Source organism: Pseudoalteromonas arabiensis, from assembly GCF_001550155.1.
Classification (GTDB): domain Bacteria; phylum Pseudomonadota; class Gammaproteobacteria; order Enterobacterales; family Alteromonadaceae; genus Pseudoalteromonas; species Pseudoalteromonas arabiensis.
In genome coordinates this window covers 189,039-210,033 of sequence record NZ_LRUF01000008.1, presented here as the reverse complement: position 1 = coordinate 210,033, position 20,995 = coordinate 189,039, and the positions used below count along the sequence as shown (strand labels likewise).

Annotated in this window: 17 protein-coding genes and 2 pseudogenes; 14 read left to right on the top strand and 5 right to left on the bottom strand. The window is 41.5% G+C overall.

What is annotated here, in order from left to right:
• Positions 1-42: 42 nt before the first annotated feature.
• The 3 genes from PAARA_RS03575 to PAARA_RS20870 all read left to right on the top strand — a co-directional run bounded on the left by PAARA_RS03575 (position 43) and on the right by PAARA_RS20870 (position 4,106).
• Positions 43-3,354: a bifunctional diguanylate cyclase/phosphodiesterase gene (locus tag PAARA_RS03575; protein WP_062567703.1), complete on the top strand. Its 3,312-nt coding sequence runs from the start codon at positions 43-45 to the stop codon at positions 3,352-3,354.
• A 288-nt stretch (positions 3,355-3,642) separates the two neighbouring features.
• Complete coding sequence (locus tag PAARA_RS20875) at positions 3,643-3,864, top strand: S41 family peptidase (RefSeq protein WP_062567702.1); 222 nt, start codon at positions 3,643-3,645, stop codon at positions 3,862-3,864.
• Complete coding sequence (locus tag PAARA_RS20870) at positions 3,864-4,106, top strand: S41 family peptidase (protein WP_062567701.1); 243 nt, start codon at positions 3,864-3,866, stop codon at positions 4,104-4,106. Before PAARA_RS20875 ends, PAARA_RS20870 begins: the two co-directional genes overlap by 1 nt.
• Positions 4,107-4,410: 304 nt before the next feature.
• Here PAARA_RS20870 and PAARA_RS03560 read toward each other — a convergent pair whose 3' ends face one another.
• Positions 4,411-4,947, bottom strand: a complete 537-nt coding sequence (locus tag PAARA_RS03560; protein ID WP_062567700.1) for a hypothetical protein — start codon at positions 4,945-4,947, stop codon at positions 4,411-4,413.
• Positions 4,948-5,541: 594 nt separating this feature from the next.
• Between PAARA_RS03560 and PAARA_RS03555 the strand changes: the two genes are divergently transcribed.
• The 5 genes and pseudogenes from PAARA_RS03555 (at position 5,542) to PAARA_RS20950 (ending at position 8,730) form a co-directional block, all read left to right on the top strand.
• Entirely contained in the window at positions 5,542-5,796 is a 255-nt protein-coding gene (locus tag PAARA_RS03555) for a YfhL family 4Fe-4S dicluster ferredoxin (protein ID WP_062567699.1), read from the top strand.
• Positions 5,797-5,896: 100 nt separating this feature from the next.
• Positions 5,897-6,676 (top strand): annotated as a pseudogene (locus tag PAARA_RS20965) (PAS domain-containing protein); the annotation flags it as partial.
• A gap of 99 nt (positions 6,677-6,775) precedes the next feature.
• On the top strand, positions 6,776-7,216 hold the full coding sequence (locus tag PAARA_RS20960) for a methyl-accepting chemotaxis protein (RefSeq protein ID WP_371352958.1): 441 nt from the start codon (positions 6,776-6,778) through the stop codon (positions 7,214-7,216).
• Between the two features lie 116 nt (positions 7,217-7,332).
• Positions 7,333-8,187 (top strand): annotated as a pseudogene (locus PAARA_RS20955) (PAS domain S-box protein); the annotation flags it as partial.
• Positions 8,188-8,199: 12 nt separating this feature from the next.
• Positions 8,200-8,730 (top strand): methyl-accepting chemotaxis protein, encoded by a 531-nt coding sequence (locus tag PAARA_RS20950; protein WP_420806949.1) that lies wholly within the window; start codon positions 8,200-8,202, stop codon positions 8,728-8,730.
• 2 nt (positions 8,731-8,732) lie between these two features.
• Here PAARA_RS20950 and PAARA_RS03540 read toward each other — a convergent pair whose 3' ends face one another.
• Together PAARA_RS03540 and PAARA_RS03535 are read right to left on the bottom strand one after the other, a co-directional pair.
• Entirely contained in the window at positions 8,733-8,984 is a 252-nt protein-coding gene (locus PAARA_RS03540) for a TIGR03643 family protein (RefSeq protein WP_062567696.1), read from the bottom strand.
• 45 nt (positions 8,985-9,029) lie between these two features.
• Positions 9,030-9,914 (bottom strand): LysR family transcriptional regulator, encoded by an 885-nt coding sequence (locus PAARA_RS03535; RefSeq protein WP_062567695.1) that lies wholly within the window; start codon positions 9,912-9,914, stop codon positions 9,030-9,032.
• 102 nt (positions 9,915-10,016) lie between these two features.
• Between PAARA_RS03535 and PAARA_RS03530 the strand changes: the two genes are divergently transcribed.
• The 3 genes from PAARA_RS03530 (at position 10,017) to PAARA_RS03520 (ending at position 12,453) form a co-directional block, all read left to right on the top strand.
• Positions 10,017-10,646 carry an NAD(P)-dependent oxidoreductase gene (locus PAARA_RS03530; RefSeq protein WP_062567694.1) on the top strand — a complete coding sequence of 210 codons (630 nt, stop codon included), beginning with the start codon at positions 10,017-10,019 and terminating at the stop codon, positions 10,644-10,646.
• A gap of 68 nt (positions 10,647-10,714) precedes the next feature.
• Complete coding sequence (locus PAARA_RS03525; protein WP_062567693.1) at positions 10,715-11,737, top strand: Kelch repeat-containing protein; 1,023 nt, start codon at positions 10,715-10,717, stop codon at positions 11,735-11,737.
• Positions 11,734-12,453: an SIR2 family NAD-dependent protein deacylase gene (locus PAARA_RS03520; protein ID WP_062567692.1), complete on the top strand. Its 720-nt coding sequence runs from the start codon at positions 11,734-11,736 to the stop codon at positions 12,451-12,453. Before PAARA_RS03525 ends, PAARA_RS03520 begins: the two co-directional genes overlap by 4 nt.
• A 40-nt stretch (positions 12,454-12,493) precedes the next feature.
• On the opposite strand, the gene PAARA_RS03515 is transcribed toward PAARA_RS03520, so the two are convergent.
• Positions 12,494-14,089, bottom strand: coding sequence for a carboxylesterase/lipase family protein (locus tag PAARA_RS03515; protein ID WP_062567691.1), 1,596 nt, complete (start codon positions 14,087-14,089; stop codon positions 12,494-12,496).
• Positions 14,090-14,284: 195 nt separating this feature from the next.
• A complete protein-coding gene (locus PAARA_RS03510; RefSeq protein WP_062567690.1) occupies positions 14,285-17,224 on the bottom strand; it encodes a TonB-dependent receptor in 2,940 nt (979 codons plus the stop codon).
• A gap of 200 nt (positions 17,225-17,424) precedes the next feature.
• Here PAARA_RS03510 and PAARA_RS03505 point away from each other — a divergent pair, with 200 nt between their 5' ends.
• From PAARA_RS03505 to PAARA_RS03495, 3 genes are read left to right on the top strand one after another with little or no spacing between them, the layout of a single operon-like run.
• Positions 17,425-18,672 carry an amino acid deaminase gene (locus tag PAARA_RS03505; protein WP_062567689.1) on the top strand — a complete coding sequence of 416 codons (1,248 nt, stop codon included), beginning with the start codon at positions 17,425-17,427 and terminating at the stop codon, positions 18,670-18,672.
• An 11-nt stretch (positions 18,673-18,683) separates the two neighbouring features.
• The gene (locus tag PAARA_RS03500; RefSeq protein WP_062567688.1) at positions 18,684-19,535 is read left to right on the top strand and encodes a MurR/RpiR family transcriptional regulator; all 852 of its coding nucleotides are present in this window, start codon (positions 18,684-18,686) and stop codon (positions 19,533-19,535) included.
• Entirely contained in the window at positions 19,535-20,995 is a 1,461-nt protein-coding gene (locus PAARA_RS03495; protein ID WP_209438165.1) for an N-acyl-D-amino-acid deacylase family protein, read from the top strand. The genes PAARA_RS03500 and PAARA_RS03495 overlap by 1 nt, the downstream gene beginning before the upstream one ends.

Below are 20,995 nucleotides of genomic sequence, written 5' to 3'. Positions count from 1 at the left end.
CTATCCTTTTTATAAGGCAACTAACAAATTTAATTAAAAGTTATGGTGAAATTTTTAGTCCATAAATCCCATCATCGAGAGCTTTTACACACGCTGCCATATATTGTTGCGGGTATTGTTTTGATTGCCGTTGTATTGCTATTAGAGTGGTTTGGTTTAATTGCTGAAATACCGTTTTATGTTGCTATGCACACCAGCGTAGAGTTGTTTTCGGTTGTCATCTCGTTTTTGATTTTTGCCATTGGTTGGAATACTTGGCATTTTACTAAAAATTATCAGTTGCTGTTGCTTGCATGCACAATGTTGTGTGTTGCTATTTTCGACTCCTTGCACTTTTTAGCTTATGACAATATGCATGAAAGTGAAGAGCAAATGAGTTTAGTGCTGAATTTTTGGTTAATTGCACGACTTTTTAATGCCGCAGCATTTCTAATTATCGCGATGGGGATCTGGTTTAAATATAAGCCTCTTAATGCCAATATATTATTAATTTCATTACTGTTCTTCAGTTTCTGTATTGCTAGTATAATGTTCTATTCGCCCCCATGGTTATCAGCTATATACATTCAAGGAAAAGGGGCAAGCCACGTAAAATTTATCATAGAGCTGAGTGTATTAGTCCTTTATACCAGTGCAGCTTTTATGTTCGCCTCTCAGTTAAGCAAGCCTAGAGCAAATTTGAACATAGCAGACAGAACCCTTGTATGCGTAATCGCTATTTTGAGCGAAACATGTTTTGTAGTATTTAATGACACCTCACACACGACCAATATCTTTAACTTTTTTGGTCACGTTTATAAAGGGTTAACTTATTTCTTACTCTATAAAATTCTCTTTGTAGAAACCGTTATTAAGCCCTATGCGGCACTTGAAAACTCAACTAAGCAATTATCAGCAACGCTGACTGCATTACCCGATTCAGTATTCGAGCTTGAAGAAAATGGCACATTTCGTGAGGTTTTTAGTGATAATTCTGATAATCATATCTTCATTAAAAGTATAGTAGGGAAGAGCATCTTAGAGTTATTTTCAGATTCAGATGCGCAAGAGTTTATAAAAGGTTTAAAAGAGTCAAAACGTTCGGGGGTGTGTTTGTTGAATCCATTACCTATTGCATTTAACGGACGTGTGATTCATTTTGAGTTTTCTATTACATTATTTGAATATGATAATAATGGCCCTACCTATTTAGTGAATGCTCGCGATGTATCTGAAAAAGTTGGCCGCGTAGCTGCACTGATACAACAGAGTAAGTTTAATCGAGGTCTGTTACATTTGACCGAAATCTCTTTTCAAGATGACCAAGATGTATTGCTAAATTATGCCGTCGAGCATGCACGTGCGATAACAAACTGTGATGGTGCTGCGCTGTTTATCTGTAATGAACAAAAGCAACTTACCTATAGAGCTGAACATGGTTCTACATTTGCCGTGTGTACCGAAAAATTACAAGCAAAAGTAGCCGTTGGTGAAGCGGTTATTGTTAATCGTAAACAAGCAAAAGAATTTGGTTTACCGAGTGATTCAAATTCTTTATTAGTTGTGCCAATTCTTCGCTATGGAAAATGTCATATGGCTATCATTTTGCAACATATCGAAAAAGTGTTCACAGTGCATGACAAAAACATGCTTACAGTATGGGCTGAGTCTGTTTGGCAGTGGTTTAATAAAATAAACCTAAATAAACGCATGCATATTCTGTCACAAGCGGTTGAGCAAAACCCACACCCCATTATGTTTACCAATACAGATGCCAAAATTGAGTATATGAACCGTGCTTATTTAGACATGTGCCAGTATGACTACGATGAGCTAATAGGACAAAGCCCTCAAACAATAAGTGCAGGGCTAACAGAATCTTCTGTTTATGAAGAAATGTGGCAGCAACTCAAAAATAAACAAGCTTGGGTAGGGGCGTTAGTTAATATGACGAAGCATGGCAAAACCCTTGTTGAGCAAACAACAATTTACCCAATTTTAGATAAACAAGGCAAGGTGAGCAATTACATATCATTTCAACACGATATGACTAAAGAAGTTGAGAGTGAAACACGCATTCATCAACTTTCCTATTTTGACCAACTAACTGGACTGGCAAATCAAGACAGATTAAAAATGGAATTTGAAGGAATTGCCAAGCCACACGAAGATTCGAAAGCTGCGTTCATATTGATTGGTTTAGATAACTTTAAAATACTAAACAAAGCAATGGGGATAGCTCATTGTAACCTTGTTTTGCAAAAGTTAAGTGCCAGAATTCGTAGCTTTTTAGGGGAGCATATAATGGTGGCGCGTTTACAAAGCGATCGTTTTGCGTTTATTACTCCCTATACATCAACAGGCGCCATAAATAAAAGCACACAAGAATTATTAAGGGTGATAAGCGAGCCGTTATTGGTCAATGATGAGTTAATTGTTGTTACGGCCTCTATTGGTATTGCTTTATATCCTATTGATGGCAAAGAGTTTGAGCCGTTATTGCAAATGGCCGAGTCAGCAATGTTCGAAGTTAAAAAGCTAGGTCGTAATAATACGCTATTTTACGCTGAGGAGATGAATAAGTCTGGACTGCGACAGCTACAGATTATAAATGCGCTTAATTATGCGATTGAACATAATGAGTTTTCGTTGGTATTTCAGCCACAGATCGAACTTGCAACGGGTATAACCGTTGCCACAGAAGTGTTACTTCGTTGGCACTCAGAAATACTGGGTGATGTATCACCCGCCGAATTTATTCCTATTGCTGAAAGTTGCGGGCGCATCAGTGAAATTGATGACTGGGTATTTGAAAATGCCGTTAAAACTGTTCGTCAATGGCAAGAAAGTGATATGCCAAAACTGACGTTTGCGATTAACTTATCGGCGACTAAATTCATTAAAAAGCATTTGCTTAGTGATTTAATTGCGGTTTTACAAACACATTCCGTTAACCCTGAATGTATCGAGCTTGAGTTGACCGAGACCATTGCCATTGGTAATCCCAAATTTGCATTAAACACCATTTCTAAATTACGTGAGGCCGGCTTTAAAATGTCGATTGATGATTTTGGCACAGGCTATTCGTCGATGAATTATTTAAAAGACTTTTCACTCGATAAGCTCAAAATAGATAAATCGTTTATTGATGATTTAGAAAACCCCAGCGATGCAGACAAAGCAATCGTTAAAGCCATGATTGATTTAGCCAGCGCGTTAAATATGGAGTCAATTGCCGAAGGGGTCGAGACCCTGCAGCAGGTGAAAATACTTAAGGAACTCGCGTGTTCACAAGTACAAGGTTATTATTTTAGTAAACCACTTCCGCTCGATGCGCTTTATCGATTTATTCAATCTTCAAGCAGTGTTACTTGAAATTATATCTGCGGCAATTAAGCCCTTGCTAAATGGATATACTTTTATCTCAGACGGCGATAAAGTGGCTATTCATAGGCAGTCTTAGCACAGTACATCTAAGAGAGTGAAGACCTCATTCAGGCTGCTATTTTAAGTAATTTATCTTCAGACACTTTATCATTTGCAGCTAATGACCACATTATTTGGGGGACGCACGAAAAGTTAGGTTATCTGTTTATTGATAGTTTTAACGACTATACCGAAGGGAATAAGCACCCTTAAGCACTTGCTTTACTGCACAGTACAATGAAGCAAGTTATCGCTGATTTCGAATTAACAGATGGTGTGATTATTGATTTTAGATTTAACGGTGGCGGCTATACTTATTTGGCAAAAGTACTCGCTGAGTATTTTATTGCCAGCCCACAAACGGGCTACATTAAAAGTACTCGTTACGGAAATCAGTTTGCCCCTGAGCAGTTTGTAACACTCACACCCGCAGCACACAATTATGGTAACCCGTTGTAGTGCTGATAAGTAACACAACGGCTTCTGCTGCTGAGCTTGCAACTTTGATGCTTAGTACATCAGAAAAAGTGACATTAATAGGAGAGGCAACGCAAGGAATGTTATCGGGTAGTTTAATTAAATCGTTACCGAATGGTTTTATCTTTGGGCTTTCTAACATGAAACAATTATCAAATCAGCGCGTGTTATACGAGCAAACAGGTATCCCACCGATGATTCAAACGTCATTTTTTAACCTGTAAGATCGCGTAAATGGAACTGATAAAGGTTTTGACGCAGCTGTAGAATGGCTTCTCTCTCAAGGCTAGCGCTTATCATTAGAATACATTGAGTCGCTTCTCAATGTATTCTAATTTATTGGGATGAGTAAACAGGTAAACAACTCATTTTTGGACAGAAATGAGTTTGAGTATTTATTCGGTGACGCCCAATTAAGGTGTGAGCAACGCTACCCCGAAACCGAACCATACCACCTTAAACGCAAAACCCAACGATGGAATGAAAAGTGCCAAGCCTTGGGAATCACTCTTAAATTGCTTGTTAGGTTTATAGCGTTTCCATCAATTTATCACGACAACCTTCTACAAAACCACCCCATACGCTGTGATCGATTTCTCCAAAGTAGTAAATAGTATGCCCCATAGAAAATTGCTTACCTAGGTGTTTAACCATTATGTCGAATAGATTTTGTTCTCTTGCGATGGCTGTATATCGAACATCACGGATATGACTAAGATCTCTGCCAACCCAATTTTTCTTGAACTTATAATCCCCAGTAACTTCACCAACTGCTAAAAGTTTTTTATTGCCTTTTCGGATTAGGACTTTATCACCAGTTTTTATTTCATTTGCTATTTTATTTAACGCATAAATTGCTTTATTGCGATTGTCATTATCCGCCCAATCCTCACCAGAGTATGCGAGATCATAGCCTTGTCCAATTTCCTGTTCGCTTTTTGCTAATACATGGTGGTAACCATCTACGCTAGCCCAACCAGTACCGATAATACCCGTATCAAAACAAAAATCTGAGTAATCTTTATCACCAGGAGCCAATACTAAAACCCAAACATCATGCTTCATAGTTTACCTTATTTTTACCGATATATTTAAAAAAACTAACATTTTAGTATTTATGCGACACGCAGTTTGTGTTGTAGTGTAGCTTGTTGGACTGAGCCGCTACCTGCTCGGTGTGTCAGAGTTGGTGTTGTTTATGCTATGGGAATTTGTTTTTTCTGGCCTAAGCGATATCAAGCCAACGCTAAGCTATCCCTGCGTTACTCAGTCATTATTATGCTTCCATTACACCTAAGTTTGGCTAGATAAGCAACTATATTTTTACACGCACAAAGCAGTCGTTAGAGCATTTACCCTGACTTATTTTGGGACAGAAACGAGTTACCTCCTAATAACTGTTGCAGACACTAAAAATCTGTTTAGCTTCCATAAAAAGCATCTTACTTCCTCATCAAACAATTTAGCTCGGTAAATAACCGCTGATGCAGTAACTCTAGAACATCGGTCGAAGAAAATTCTTGGTACTTCTAAGGTTGATCTAGATCAAGGAAATTTCATTCGCTGCAATCTATATTACGCGGCTGCAATTTCGTCGCGTCCGAAATCCATAATGTGGATTTTAATGGCAATACTCATTATCGTGCTTAAAGGTGTGTCATGGCATTACTCATCAATAACAAATGTATTAACTGTGATATGTGCGATCCTGAGTGTCCGAATGAGGCTATTTATATGGGCGCGAAGATTTATCAAATCGATCCTAATAAATGCACTGAGTGTGTTGGCCATTACGATAATCCGACTTGCGTGAGTGTTTGCCCTATTGATTGCATTAAACCCGATCCAAATCATCGAGAATCACTCGATGAACTTGCTGATAAGTACGTCAAACTCACTTCTCAAACGTCTTAGTCATTGTACACTCATTCTTTTTAATGGTTTTAAAGTAGCACCTTGCGTTAATTGTTCTACAATTCTAGGAACAACAATACGTTATTAATTAAGGTGTGTTATGTGGTTTGGTAAGTCTTTAGAAGCTGAAATTGCAGCATTAAAAGCAGAGCTCTACCCGCTTAAAGATCTAACAGCAGGCATTGATGAAGAAATGTTAGTTCTTAGGCTTAATGCTGATGGGGATATGGCTTATATTAACCAAAACTTTCTAGATGAATTAGGTTTCTCTCTTGAGCAGCTAATCAACTCTCCTTTTGAAAACATAGTTACACCTCAATCTAAAAGTAGTGATCAATTTATAGCGTTAAAACGCGCAATTGACTGTCAAGAGCATGGCGTCGGTCATCTACAAATAGCTCGATTCGATGGCAAGCTCGAATGGTTACGTTTAATTGCTCACCCAGTTCATACCGCAGAAGGTGAGCTGGATTATTTTGCGATTTATGGCACTGTGTTAACTGATGCCATTGCCAGCTCTCGCGAGCAACGGGATGTTATTAATGCTATCTACCGTTCAATGGCCGTTATTGAGTTTGATCTAGAAGGGGTTGTGCTTAATGCAAATGAGCCTTTCTTAGCGGCTATGGGTTATAAAAAAGACGATATTGTAGGTAAACATCACAGTATGTTTTGTGAGCCCGAGGTCGCTAACTCCGCAGAATATGAAGCATTTTGGCAGCGCCTCAGACGGGGGGAATTTATTGCTGAGCGTTTTAAACGAGTGGACCGCTATGGCAATGACGTATGGCTTGAAGCGTCTTATAACCCTATTACGAATGATTTTGGTGAGTTGTATAAGGTAATGAAGTTTGCCACTGTCATTACTGATCAAGTGAACCGTGAGCATGCTATTTCTCAAGCAGCAGAAATTGCTTATGGCACCTCAACAGAAACAGACAAGCTCGCCAAACAAGGTGCACACGTTTTACAAAGCACTATGGCTGTGATGGATGAGCTTGCGCAGCAAATGGAACAGGCTGCACAGGAAATAGCAGCGCTTGATAAGCAATCACAACAGATAGCCAATATTGTGCAAAGTATTAGTAGTATTGCTGAACAAACCAATTTATTAGCGTTAAATGCCGCGATTGAAGCTGCTCGTGCCGGAGAGCAAGGGCGTGGCTTTGCTGTTGTAGCTGATGAAGTCAGGCAATTGGCGTCTCGTACGTCTAAAGCAACAGAAGAAATTGTTGATGTCGTAAAAGACAATCAGTCTCTTACGCAAAATACCGTGCGAGTGATAGAGCAAGGTAAAGTTAAGGCTGAACAGGGGCAAGTATTAGCGAATGAATCAGGAAAAGTCATGGAAGATATTCAGCAAGGAGCGCAGGAGGTTGTCGATGCCGTTGGGCAGTTTGCTAATCAACTAACAAGTTAAAGATGTGTTTTTCTCATTTATATTCAAATTGTTAAGTTAATTCTTATTTCGTCTTAAGAATTTTCCTATTATCGCAAAAATAGGGACTTTACTGTAACAAATACGTTAAAGTAAGCATGCATATACTATTTTGCTATGTGCGCGCCTATACATCAGACCAAGGTGTATTTTTTTCTTACCTTAACGTGAAGAGTCCCATGTTTTTTAGTCAATCATTAAAGAATAAAGTTACTGAATTAGACGATGAGTTGTTTACTGTTTCACAAGTAAAAAATACGCTCGATAGTAAAATGCTTACTTTAGAACTAGATAAAAATGCACATATCTTGTCACTGAATGAGCAAGCAACCGTTGAACTAGGTTATGAGAAAAATCAACTGATAGGCAAATCACTTCTTAGTTTAGTGCCTGAACTGGCAAGAACGACCCGTCATTACCAGAGCTTTAAAAAAGCGCTTGATGATAAAGAGGCATGGGTCGGTGCTGTACAACTTGTAAATGCCCACAATGAACAGGCGTGGTTGCGGGTTATTTTGCATCCCGTTATTAATAGGCAGCAGCAGTTCCAGCAGTTCACTTTGCATGCCAGTGCACTTACCCGAACTATAGAAACGTCAAGAGAAAACCAAGATTTAGTAAAAGCGATTCATCGCTCAATGGCAGTGATTGAGTTTGATTTATCTGGCCATGTAATTACTGCGAATGAACAGTTTTTACAAGGTGTGGGCTACGCAAAACAAGAAATAGTGGGAAAGCATCACAGTATATTTTGCGAGCCCGAGGAGGCAAACTCAGCAGACTACGCCGATTTTTGGAAAAAGCTTCAAAAGGGCGAGTTTATTGCGTCTCGCTTTAAACGAATTAATAAATATGGTGAACCTGTTTGGCTTGAGGCAAGCTATAACCCCGTTTTTTGTGAGCAAGGGGAGCTTTATAAAATCGTAAAATTTGCAACAGTCATTACAGAGCAAGTTAATCGTGAAATGGCAGTCTCTCAAGCTGCTGAGATTGCCTATAGTACCTCGACAGAAACTGACCAAATTGCTCATCAGGGGGCTGAGGTGTTAGGCGATATGGTGAATGTTATGGATGAACTTGCAAAAAAAATGGAGCAAGCAGCAACGGAAATAGCTGCACTTGATAAGCAATCTCAGCATATAGCTAATATTGTACAAAGTATTAGCAGTATCGCAGATCAAACTAATTTACTTGCGCTTAATGCAGCAATAGAGGCTGCAAGGGCGGGTGAGCAAGGCAGGGGCTTTGCAGTTGTTGCCGACGAAGTAAGACAGTTAGCTTCGCGTACCTCGAAAGCGACTGTTGAAATAGTTGATGTTGTACAGCAAAACAGAGCGCTGACGCAAAATACGGTAGAGGTAATTGAGCAAGGAAAAAGTAAAGCTGAGCAAGGTTACAGCCTTGCAACTGAATCTGGAAAAGTAATGAGTGACATTCAAAACGGCGCGCAAAAAGTGGTGGATGCTGTTGGTCAGTTTGCTGACCAACTTAAATAATGTTACCTGTGCTTATATTGAGTTTTGCAATAACCACGTAGAATATCAGGGTGGCGAAGTTTTATATGTTTACTTTGCCTCCCAGATACGCGTTTTCGCCAAAGTTTAAAACTTGAGTTTGTTAATTGCTCACGCATTAACGCGATAACGCTTTTTTCATTTAAGCCAAACTGTCGGTTTATCGCTTCGAATGGGGTTCTGTCTTCCCACGCCATTTCTATAATACGAGATATTTCATGATCTAAATGCTGCATTACGGCTCCTTTTTATAGCCTATACGTATTTGCAGCAGATTTAGATTATAAGATATCCTGTTGCCAGTGCTCTGCTAAAAAGTCGATGAACGCTCTGACCACATTTTGTTGGAAGTTATGTGATAAATACACTGCCCATAAGTGAGAGCCTGTAGTTGTATGCTCTGGCAGTACTTTAACAAGCTCTCCCGATGCCAAATAGTCATTAGCAAGGTCACAAGGTAGGTGAGCCACCCCCATGCCTTGTTTTGCTGCTTTTAGAAGTACGCCCATATCGTTGGCAACAATGTTGCCCTTAACAGTGACTTTTTGTGTGTTGTCACCGCGTTGAAATTGCCAAATGTTGTGTTTGTTATGAATAAGGCAATTGTGTGCAGTTAAGTCACTCGGTTCATTAATTGGTGGGTTTGCAGCTAAATAATCGTGTGATGCACACACAGCGGTTGCGATATACATGAGCTTGCGGGCAATGAGTCCTTCATCTGGCTGATGGATGTAACGCAAAGCGATATCAACGCGGTCATCAACAAGCTGCGATAAACTATCTGAAAGTAACAGCTCAAATCGCGTCTGTGGATGGCGTTTGGTAAACACTTCAATGGCATCAAACAGTTTATGTTGGCCAAGCCCAATAGGGGAGGCAACGCGAATAGTCCCCACCAATTCATTGTTATGGCTGTGTGCACGGCTTTGTAAATCAGACACTTGAGTTAGTATTTGCTGGCAGTAGCTAAGGGCTTCTTCTCCTTGAATTGTTAAACTTACTTTTCGTGTTGTGCGATGAAATAACCTTAAATTTAGCCACTTTTCAATATCTTGAATATGCCTAGACACTTGTAACCGGCTTAAGCCTAAATGTTCAGCGGCCTGAGTAAAGCTGCCTGTACGGGCAACTTCGACAAAGCTAGTAATTGAATTGAGTTTGTCCATTGGTATCTTCAACTGAAACAATGTGTATCTATATAGTGTGTTTATCAGTAATTAGTGAACAAGTAAACTGCAATCATTGAAACAAACAACGGAGCATTCCTCATGAAATTAGCAGTTATTGGCGCAACTGGTTGGATTGGCAGTCACATTACTTCAGAAGCAATCGCACGTGGTCATCAAGTAAATGCATTAGTTAGAGACGCAGGTAAAGTAACCCAAGATAACGTTACTGTGACTGAATTTGATTTAACAAACGATGATATCGCAAGCGCAGCAGCGGGGAGCGATGTTGTTATTGCTGCAATTGGGGGGCGTGCTTTAGGTAACCATGAAATTGTGGCAAACACAGCAAAGCAATTACTAAACGCGCTTGCAGGTACTGGCACACGCATTTTATGGGTGGGCGGTGCTGGTAGCTTAGAAGTGGCACCCGGTGTAACACTGGTATCAAGCCCTGATTTTCCTGCTGAATACAAAGCAGAAGCTATTGCTCAAGGTGAGGCACTTGATGTATTTAGAGCATCAACAACAGATACACCATGGACATTTGTGTCACCCGCTGCGGTTATTTACCCTGGTGAGTCAGAAGGTCCATACCGTGTCGGTGGCGATAGCTTTTTTACTGATGCAAACGGCGAAAGCAAAATATCAGTCACCGATTATGCAAAAGCAATGCTTGATGAAGCACAGTCGGCAGCACATTTAAATCAATGCATTAGTATTGCTTACTAATAACGAGTCTTTCTTCAGGCTCATAAAGTGGTATTCTTAAGCGATGTGTTAAGTTATCTATTTATTTTATGAGCCTGCTATTTTCTGTTGCACTTGCAACCATACCCGCCTTACCTGAGCCCGTTGCCAACAACGCTGTAGCCAAAGTTGTTATTGATGAACACGCCTACTTTTTAAGCTTTATGGGCTTGGGGGCAGGCAAAGCACACAATGATGTTCACAATAAAGTATGGGTACTCAAAGTGGGCGATAACGCGTGGCAAGCGGCTAAAGCGGTGCCAAGTACATTGCCCCTTACTGGTCGTTTAGCGAGTACCGCAGTGGGTGTTGGTCAACATGCCTATGTATTTGGTGGCTATACCGTTAGCGCCGATCATCAAGAAATCTCTACACCCGATGTATATCGCTATGATGTGCGCTCTAATTCATATACGCAACTTGCTAATATGCCAGTGCCGGTGGATGACAGTGTGGCGCTTTCATATAAGCAGCGTTATATCTATTTAGTCAGTGGTTGGCATAACGATGGCAATGTTAACCTTGTACAAGTGTATGATACGCAAACAGATACATGGCAACAGGCTTCGCCCTTTTTAGGTCGACCGGTGTTTGGCCAAGCGGCGGCAATTAGTGGTAACACAATTTTGGTGTGTGATGGTGTAAAAACACAGGCGAATGCAGATAAGCGTCGTTCTTTTGCTACGGTTGCACAGTGTTTAAAAGGCACGATTGATGCAAATAACCCATTAAAAATAGATTGGCGTACCGTGCCACATCCAACAGGTGTTGCCCATTACCGTATGGCTGCAACCAGTTTTAATGGCGACATTTATATGATGGGCGGCTCTGATAACCCATATAACTACAATGGCATGGGATACGACGGTAAACCAGCGCCAGCGAGTGATCATGTTTGGCGCTTTGATGTTGATAAAAACAGTTGGCAAGTGATGCCAAAAGCCGATACTGCGAGCATGGATCATCGAGGTTTATTAGAGCACCAAGGAAGTTTGTATCGTCTTGGTGGTATGGACAATAATCAACAAGTGACAGCCGATGCACTTGGTTACAAGGTGGCCCTTTCTTTATGAATACACTCTATATTACTGGGGCGGGAGTGAGTGCCGCTAGCGGTATACCGACCTTTCGTGGCGAAGATGGCTTTTGGACCATTGGTAGCAAAAATTACACGCCGATGGAAATGGCAACCCGTGCTATGTACGAAAACAATCCCCGCGAGTTTCTAGCTTGGTACTATCATCGTTTTGCAACGTATCGGCATCACGGTCCCAATGAGGTACATCATTGGTTGAGTGATAAAAATCTCATTACGCAAAATATAGATGGTCTTGATGGCAAAGCAGGTAACACCGATTTTATTGCTATTCATGGTCGCTTAGATCAAATGACACTGTTTCACCACCAAGGTGACGATGCAATGGCGTTTAACGCACCGTGGGATAAGGTCAACGAAGACAATCTACACAACTCATTGCTTGAGGTGTTCAATATCAGTAATGAAAGCCCCAAGCTTAACGAATCGTTTAAGCCTTACGTATTGTTATTTGATGAATACTACACTGAACTTTATCGAATTTCTGAGGCGCAACAGCGCATGCTCGATGCCGATAAAATCGTGTTTATCGGCACCTCGTTTAGCGTCAATATTACGCAAATGGCACTTGATATTGCACGCAGCCAAGGCACACCAATTGACGTGGTTGACCCCGATCCTACTCACGTATTTCATCCTAATGTAACCTACCACAAGATGACTGCGCTTGAGTATGTGCAGCAGCAAGGGTAAAAAATAAGGCGCTTATATTAAGCGCCTTATTTAATTGATTTTACTGCTGTTCGGCTTTTGTTGCTGTGATGTTTAAGCGCGCTTGTAATGGATCAGGTAAAAACTCTGCAGTCCCTGACTTGCTCATTTGCAGTATAAAAGATTCATCATTTTTATATGCTTGCCATGCTGGTAAACCTGGGCCATTTGGTGTGCCTAATTTAATAAAATTAGTCACATAACGGTGCATTATTTTAGCGGCTTGCTTATCTTGCTCGGTGGTGACATGCCCATATTTAGCTGCCACAGTATTAAAAAAGTACGGGATTTCGCTGGCGTGCTCTGCACCAGGTTTATCTAAGGTTTGTGCAACATAACCAAAACGATATAAAAAGGCATCATTACCCATATCTGTCACACGTTTTGCAACGAACCTTGCTGGCTCTTGCATTAAAGCATCTTGACCTACTTGGTAATTGAGTAAAGGTAATGGTGTTTTGCCATTTGCATCGTAAGTCATTTTTGCTTGTGTACTGTGCGGAGCAAAGCTTGCGAACAGTGACTCTTTTGAAGCAAAATTAGCAAAGCCTAAATCCATATCTGTGGTGCCAACCATGGTTGCAACATGGCTAAATGTGCCTTTACTCAAGCGCGCTTCAGTGGCCGAATTGATGATTGTGCCATCAATAATTGGCCCGCCAACGTAAGTAGACTGATCATTATTTTGTCGGTTTAATGTGCTCAGATTGAGGTTATCAACCACGTCTTGTGCAGGTAACTCACGTAGCGCCGCAAGGGCATTTTCATCACTGCCTAAAATGGTGTGTTGCTTGGCAAAGTTTTCGCCAATTTTTTCGGCACTTAATACAGTGTTGTCATCACTCTTAAGCGGCAACTGCTTAAATAGCTCTCGTCCGCCGGCTGACATAATAATCGCTTGTTGGAATAAGCCATTGGCAGCAGGGGTTTGCATCATTGCATGCACCGATGCGCCACCAGCAGATTCACCCATAAGTGTCACTTTAGAAGCATCACCACCAAATTGAGCGATATTTTGTTTTACCCACTCAAGGGCGGCAATTTGATCCATTAATGCGTAGTTGCCCAGTGCATCGTTTTCAAAACGAGTAAGAGCAGGGTGGGCAAAAAAGCCAAATCGGCCTAATCGATAATTAAAGCTAACAAAAATAACGCCTTGTTTAGCAAAGCTTTCGCCTGAGTAAACAGCGGGAGATGCGCCACCATTTACAAAGCCACCACCGTGTATCCATACTACAACAGGGTAAGGAGTATCGCTGTGTTTAGTGGGTTTAAATACATTTAAATAAAGGCAGTCTTCCGATGGCGTTGTTGTAAGCGGTGCAGCATCGCCAGCAAATGGTTTTTGCATACAGTCAGGGGCGTAATTGCTAAGCACTTTCACATCTTGCCATTTTGGCACAGGCTGCGGTGCTCGCCAGCGTAAATCACCGACAGGGGGAGCTGCATAAGGAATGCCTTTATAAGTTATTACGCGACCTTGTTGCTGTCCTTGGATTAATCCACCATCGACTTTGATATTGTTACTTTTAGGTTGCTCTTGGCAGCCTTGTAAAAAAAGAGCTGAGCTTAGTAATACAGAAGCACACAGCATAGAGTTAAAAAAACGAGATGTCATCACATAGCCTAGGTAGAACTGGTTAGGCTTATAATATTAACATATTCATACAGTAACAACGAGAAAACCAGTACAGCACCAAGGGGAGTCTGTACTGGTTTTGTATTTGGCTAAACCACGCGGCGCGTTGTTCATTAAAAAGACTAAGTTAGTCTTTTATCACTTGGGCAGAAGTGAGCCAAATTTAGTTAACGCTTAAAAGCGTGTACGAATACCTAGCGTAATACGACGCTCAAAGATATTTTGAGTGATCACATTATCTGACCACTGGGCGTATATATCTTCTTTTTCTTCGGTTAAATTGCTGATTGACGTATAAATGCTCGTGTCTTCTGCAAATTCATAACCAGCATACATGTCATAATACAGTGTACTTTTAGTCCAAAATGGCACCACGCCTTCGCCCATAGCGGAGCTTAAGCTATCGAGACGATCACTACGATAGTTTGCAGCTAAGCGAAGTTGTAATGGGCCTTTTTCATACCATAAAACAGCATTAGCTGATTTTTCAGAGTTGTCTTGAATTGGTAAGCTCTTACCGTAAGCATCGACGTTAGCGCTGTCACTTGGGGCATAGGTAAAGTTTAGAGATGTACCTAAACCATCAAAAGGTTCTGGTAAGAAGTCGAATGCTTGTTGATAGGTAACTTCAAAGCCTTTGATTTCACCACCTTCGCCATTAATTTCGGTCGTTACAGGTACTTCGCGACGAATTACGCCGTCAATGTCTGGCAGACCTAGCATTACAGTGCCACTTTCGACAAATGATTCTATATCCATTAAGAAAGCAGAAATACTTAATAAGCCACTTTCATTAAAATACCACTCGGCAGATAAGTTATAGTTAGTTGCGCGCCAAGGCTCTAAATCTGGGTTACCATTTTGCGTGCCTTGTACCGCAACGAGTAAGTCTGGGCTCACACCGAGTTCAGCTGCGAGGATATCACCAGCACGAGTACGACCAACACTGATGCCGCCTGCAAGTTTACCAATGTCCAGCGTTGTCATTGTTTTGCCGTAACCAGCACGTAGAATGAAATCTTCAGTGAGGTTTAAATTAAAGTTCATTGATGGTAGGAAGTCTGAATAATCACGACTTAACCATTTTTCACCTGTTTTTTCACTCGCGGTACATAATGAACATGGACGTGCTGAACCGAGTTGGTTTTGTAACATGTCGAGTTCTGTTTTGATGTATTGCGCACCAATATTTGCGGTGTAACTCATATCAGCCAACTCACCTGCAAAATTAAATTTAAAGTAAGCTGATTGGGTTTGCTCTTTTACTTTGTAAGTGCGTGATGGGTTAGCCAGTCGTTTATTGCCTGGGTAAATAGCATTTTGGAATGCCATAGGGTCATCCATTACCTTCGGATCGATAAGATAAAACCCTTGTCCTACACCACCTGGTCCAAAGTCATTTATTTGGTTTACCCAGCCGTCTGGTAAATCACTAAAATAGTTGGGATGACCAATCGTTAAATCACCACCCGCAACGCTGTTTTCACCATCGCCATTGGTATCGCCTAAAGAGGCCCCAGAGTCTTTCCACATGACATCAGCGGTAATATCACCAGATGTAAATGGTGCCACTAAAATATACGTTTCGCGCTCGACATCGCGTTTTGATGCCCGTAATCCAAAATCGACGTTAGTGAGGTGGTCTGTTGAAAATTCATAACGGCCATCAAGTCTAGCAACATCAAGCGTTGCTTCTTCTTCGAAGTTGTTTTCTGAGTAAGTTGATACTAGGTTATATTGATTGATATCGCTGCCAAAGCCTTCCTCAAAACCTAGGGTGATGTACTCGCCAGTACGAGAGAAATCAACCATGACAGGATCTGGGCCAACACCATTTGGGTTAACCGGTGTTGCACCTGTGCCGTCGTTCCTAAGTAGGCCATGTTGTGCGCCAGAGGTTAAATAACCATGCGCTACATTTTCGGTATGACCGCGCTCGGCACTACCATGTATGTATCTGAACTCACCTGAAAGAGGGCCATCTCCTTGGTATTCAAAGAGTAAGCTTGCGTTAGTTGATTCACGATCATTGGTTAAGCTTTCTGAATAAGCACTGACACGTCGTGCTTCTAATGTGGCGTCGTTAACAGTGTAAATTTGCCCACCACGGTCGTTGTCGAGGCGTGGTATAAAGTTATCTGAATAAGCCCAAATTTCGCCGCGCGCATTATCGACCATCATCCCTTGCTTGCGATCCGCATCATCCATGTCGGTATAGAATATATCACCAGTAAAAGTCAGTGAATCAGACAACTGATATTGCACTGTGGTGTTTAAGCCGAGGCGATCTCGTTCGGTTTCTCGGTGCATTACGCCATAAAAACGTTGGCTGTAGTAACTGTCGTTTAAGTCTCCATCACCATTGAAATCTCGTGAGGTTTCATTTTGAATCTCGTTGGAGGTTAAAATCGTGCCATTACGATAGTTAGCAAGTGTACTTTCATCATAAGCGGCAGTGAAAATAATACCAAATTTGTCATTGTTATAGCCCGCAAATGCCACTAATTTAGGATCGGTTTCTTCTGATAAGCTGCCGCGTGACGCTTCGCCTGTAAATGAAAAAGTCGTGCCTTGTTCTAAGTCGAATGGGCGGCGAGTTTTTAGATCTAATGTGCCTGAAATACCACCAGCGAGAATATCGGCTTGCGGAGACTTGAGTACATCAATACCCGATAAAAGCGCAGCAGGTACGTCAGTGAAGTCAGGTTGAAGTGTTGTAATTGAGCCTGCACTTAAAAATTGTTCGCCATTTAACAGCGTTGTCACTTGCGGCATACCACGAACATTAATCGTTGATCCTTCGCCTGCTGAGCGACGAATTTGAATACCGGGTATACGTTGTAGAGTATCTGCAATGGTCACATCGGGTAATTTACCAATATCTTCTGCGGTGATTGAATCCATCACACCAGTACTAAAGCGTTTGTTATTAATATCTTGCTTGTTACTGGCTGCAATACCACGTACCTCGATGGTTTCTATTTCATCGTTTGTCAAATCACTTTGCTGTGCGGCTACTGTATTTAGGCCACTTAGCCCACAAATGACAGCTGCCACAGCCTTAGCCGTTATGCTTGGCGAGAGTGTATGTTGGTGACGGGTTTTAGTTTTCATTTTAAACGTTCCTCATCCTGTATTTTTAAAGTTAATTATTATCTTCTGTTAATTTGTAACACGTATTGACTGTTGCTGTGTTATTAATTAACATTAGATTTAACAAAATTGCAATACCTATTACATTAAATAAGTCACATTTTTTGTATGGTTTTTAATGAAAAGTAATTAACCAGCTGATTTATATGAAGAGTTTTTGAATGAAAAAATTAAGCGTTGCAAACTTGGAAACCGTAAGCCGAGCCAATAAAGGACTCGGTAATGTTCAGCAGCTTCACAAATCAGGGTGGAACATTGCACAGCAAGATGTCAGTTTGCCATGTTTGTGTCTGTATGAATCACGCCTATTGAATAACATTAGCTGGATGGCTGACTATACCAACCAAAGCCATGTGTTATTTGCTCCGCATGGTAAAACAACCATGACACCTGCCATCTTTAAAAAACAATTAGCGGCTGGAGCATATGCAATTACTGTGGCAACCACAGCTCAAGCTGTTGCAGCAGTAACGAGTGGCGCTGAGCGAGTTTTGATGGCAAATCAATTGATTGGTCGGGCAAACTATCAACAGCTTGATGATTTGCTCAGTAGCAATGAGATTGTATTTTATTGCTTGGTCGATAACCTTGATAACGTACGCATGCTTGGTGAGTACTTTGCTAATACTCAGCACACCATTCATGTACTGATTGAGCTTGGCGTTCCTGATGGCCGCTGTGGTGTGGTTAACAGTCAATTATTGGCAGAGTTGATCGCAGAAATAGCAAAATTCGATTCATTAGCTCTAGCGGGTATAGAGGTTTATGAAGGTGTGCTGGGCGATCCCCTTGCCGTGAGTCAATTTCTTGAGTATGCGGTTGCGACCTGCAAACAGCTTATCGCCGATAATGTGTTTGATACTAAGCAAGTGATGATCACCGCTGGTGGGTCGGCTTACTACGATTTAGTGTGTGAGGCATTTCATCCAGATAATTTAACCGAGAATATGCTAGCCGTGTTGCGACCTGGTTGTTATGTCACTCATGATCAGGGAATTTATGAGCAAGCTCAACAGCAAATATTAGCGCGCAATGAATTGGCATGCTCTTTGGGGAGTGAGCTGACATCTTGCTTAGAAATTTGGGCGTATGTGCAGTCAATGCCCGAGCCAGGAAGGGCCATAATAGGTTTTGGTAAACGAGATGCAGCGTTTGATGCAGGGTTTCCAATCCCAACACTTCATGTTGATCAACAAGGGCAAATAAGCGCTGCAAATAGCAATTGGAAAATAGAAAAAATGATGGACCAGCATGCCATGATGAAAGTACCCAATGATACCACACTTCGTGTTGGCGACATTGTAGCCTTTGCTACCTCTCATCCGTGCTTAACATTCGATAAGTGGCGCTACATCAACGTAATAGACGATAACTACAATGTGGTTGATGTCGTCGAGACTTATTTTTAGGAGAAAGACGTTTGGATATAGTTTCAAGAATAAAAGAGCGTTTGGGTCATCTACGCCAATCAGAACAAGCTGTTGCTCAGTTAATTTTAGCTGATTTGCAATTTGCAGCCTCGGCAAGCATTAGTGATTTGGCTGACAAAGCAAACGTGAGTCATGCATCAATTACGCGTCTAGCGAAAGCGCTTGGTTGTAATAATGTCCGTGATATGAAGTTGCAGTTAGCGCAATCTTTAGCGGTTGGTGAGCGTTTTATCACTGAAAATAACACTCAGCGTGAAGATATACCGGCAATTTATCAGGCCATTCATGACATTTTAGATGTCAATGCAGGGCTAATTAATCAAACGGATGTTGAGCAAGCAGCTCATTACATTGCAAATAGTCGTCATAGTTTAATTTTTGGTGTGGGTGGAGGAAGCTCAGTGGTTGCGCAAGAGTGCCACAACCGATTATTCAGACTTGATATTTTAAGCAATGCTTACAGTGACCCTGTAATGATGCGCATGACAGCAGCAAGTGTCGATGTGAGTGATGTTGTGGTGGTGTTATCACTAACAGGCTATACCAAAGACTTAATTGATGCAGCGAATATCGCGAAAGATTATGGAGCAAAAGTGATTGCTATTTGCCCAGAGAGTGAACTTGCTAACACTGCCTCCATTCATTTACCAATAAAAACAAATGAATCTGACTATATTTTCACACCGAGTACAGCGCGTTATGCCATGTTAGCCGCAGTCGATGTACTAGCAAGTGAAGTGGCCATTCTAACGCAGAAAAAATCACGCGAAAAACTACGTCGTATTAAACACGAGTTAGATGAATATCGCCAAGGACCTGATCGCGCCCCACTAGGAGATTAATGATGCACAGCAAAGACTCACCGCCTGTGGATACATTGATTCTAGGCGCGAAGGTATTTGATGGCCAAGGTAATGAAGCCTCAATCACTGATGTAGCGATAAGCGATGATCGCATAATAGCAATTGGCAAGCTCAACGAATTGCCTGCTAAACAAGTTATAGATGCAAAAGGGTTATGCTTAGCGCCTGGTTTTATTGATGTACATACCCATGATGACTTGGAAGTACTGCGCAATCCTAGTATGGCTGCGAAGATCAGCCAAGGTGTCACAACGGTCATTACTGGAAATTGTGGGATCAGTGCAGCCCCTGCTGTGCTAAATGAAGCAGCCCCAGATCCGATGAACTTATTGGGGGCACTTAGTGAATTTAAATTTGCCACCATGGCTGATTATATTCACGCTTTGCAAGCAAGACCTGCAAATGTGAATGTAGCGGCTTTAGTAGGCCATACTACATTGCGTAATAATGTCATGGATGATCTTTTGCGAGGTGCAAATGATGCAGAGATTAAGCATATGTGTAAAGAGCTTGATGCTGCTCTTGCAGCTGGCGCGATTGGCTTGAGTACGGGGCTTGCTTATAAAAATGCGAATCAGGCACCCAGTGATGAAGTTCAAGCCTTTGGCCCTGTTTTAAAAGCCCATGACGCTATCTATACAACTCATTTGCGTACTGAGTTTGACGCTGTCATTGAGGCGATGGATGAAGCGTTTGCGATGGAGCAAGCTTTTGATATAAAAGTTATTATTTCGCATTTGAAATGCGCTGGTAAAAATAACTGGGGACGTGCGCCAGAGCTGATTAATCGGTTTTCAAACCAAGGTTCGCACTCTCGTTGCAGTTGCGATGCTTACCCTTATGCAGCCAGTTCAAGCACTTTGGACTTAAAACAAGTGACCAGCGACTTCGAAATTTTTATAACGTGGTCAGATCCTCACCCCGAAATGGCGGAGCGTTCGCTGCAAGATATTGCAGATACATGGCAGCTGTCGTTACTTGAAAGTGCTAAAAAGCTGCAACCGGCTGGTGCTGTTTATCATGGGCTTGATGAGCAAGATGTGGCAATGATTCTAGCCTTTGAAAAAACCATGATTGGCTCCGATGGTCTGCCGTGTGATCCCCATCCGCATCCTCGTTTATGGGGATCGTTTCCTCGTGTATTAGGTAAGTACGCACGTGATGAGGGCATTTTCTCACTCGCAACAGCAATACATAAGATGACAGGACTCAGTGCTCGTAATTACGGTTTAACTGACCGTGGTGAGATTAGCGTAGGAAAGTTTGCTGATTTGGTGCTTTTTGACAGCGATGCTATTTGCGATAACGCCACATTTATTGACTCTGAATTACCAGCATCAGGTATTCACAGAGTATGGACCAATGGTCAACCAACCTTTATTGATGACCAAGTAATGCCTGCATATTCGGGCAAGTTTTTAACTTCAACTGGAGAGTAA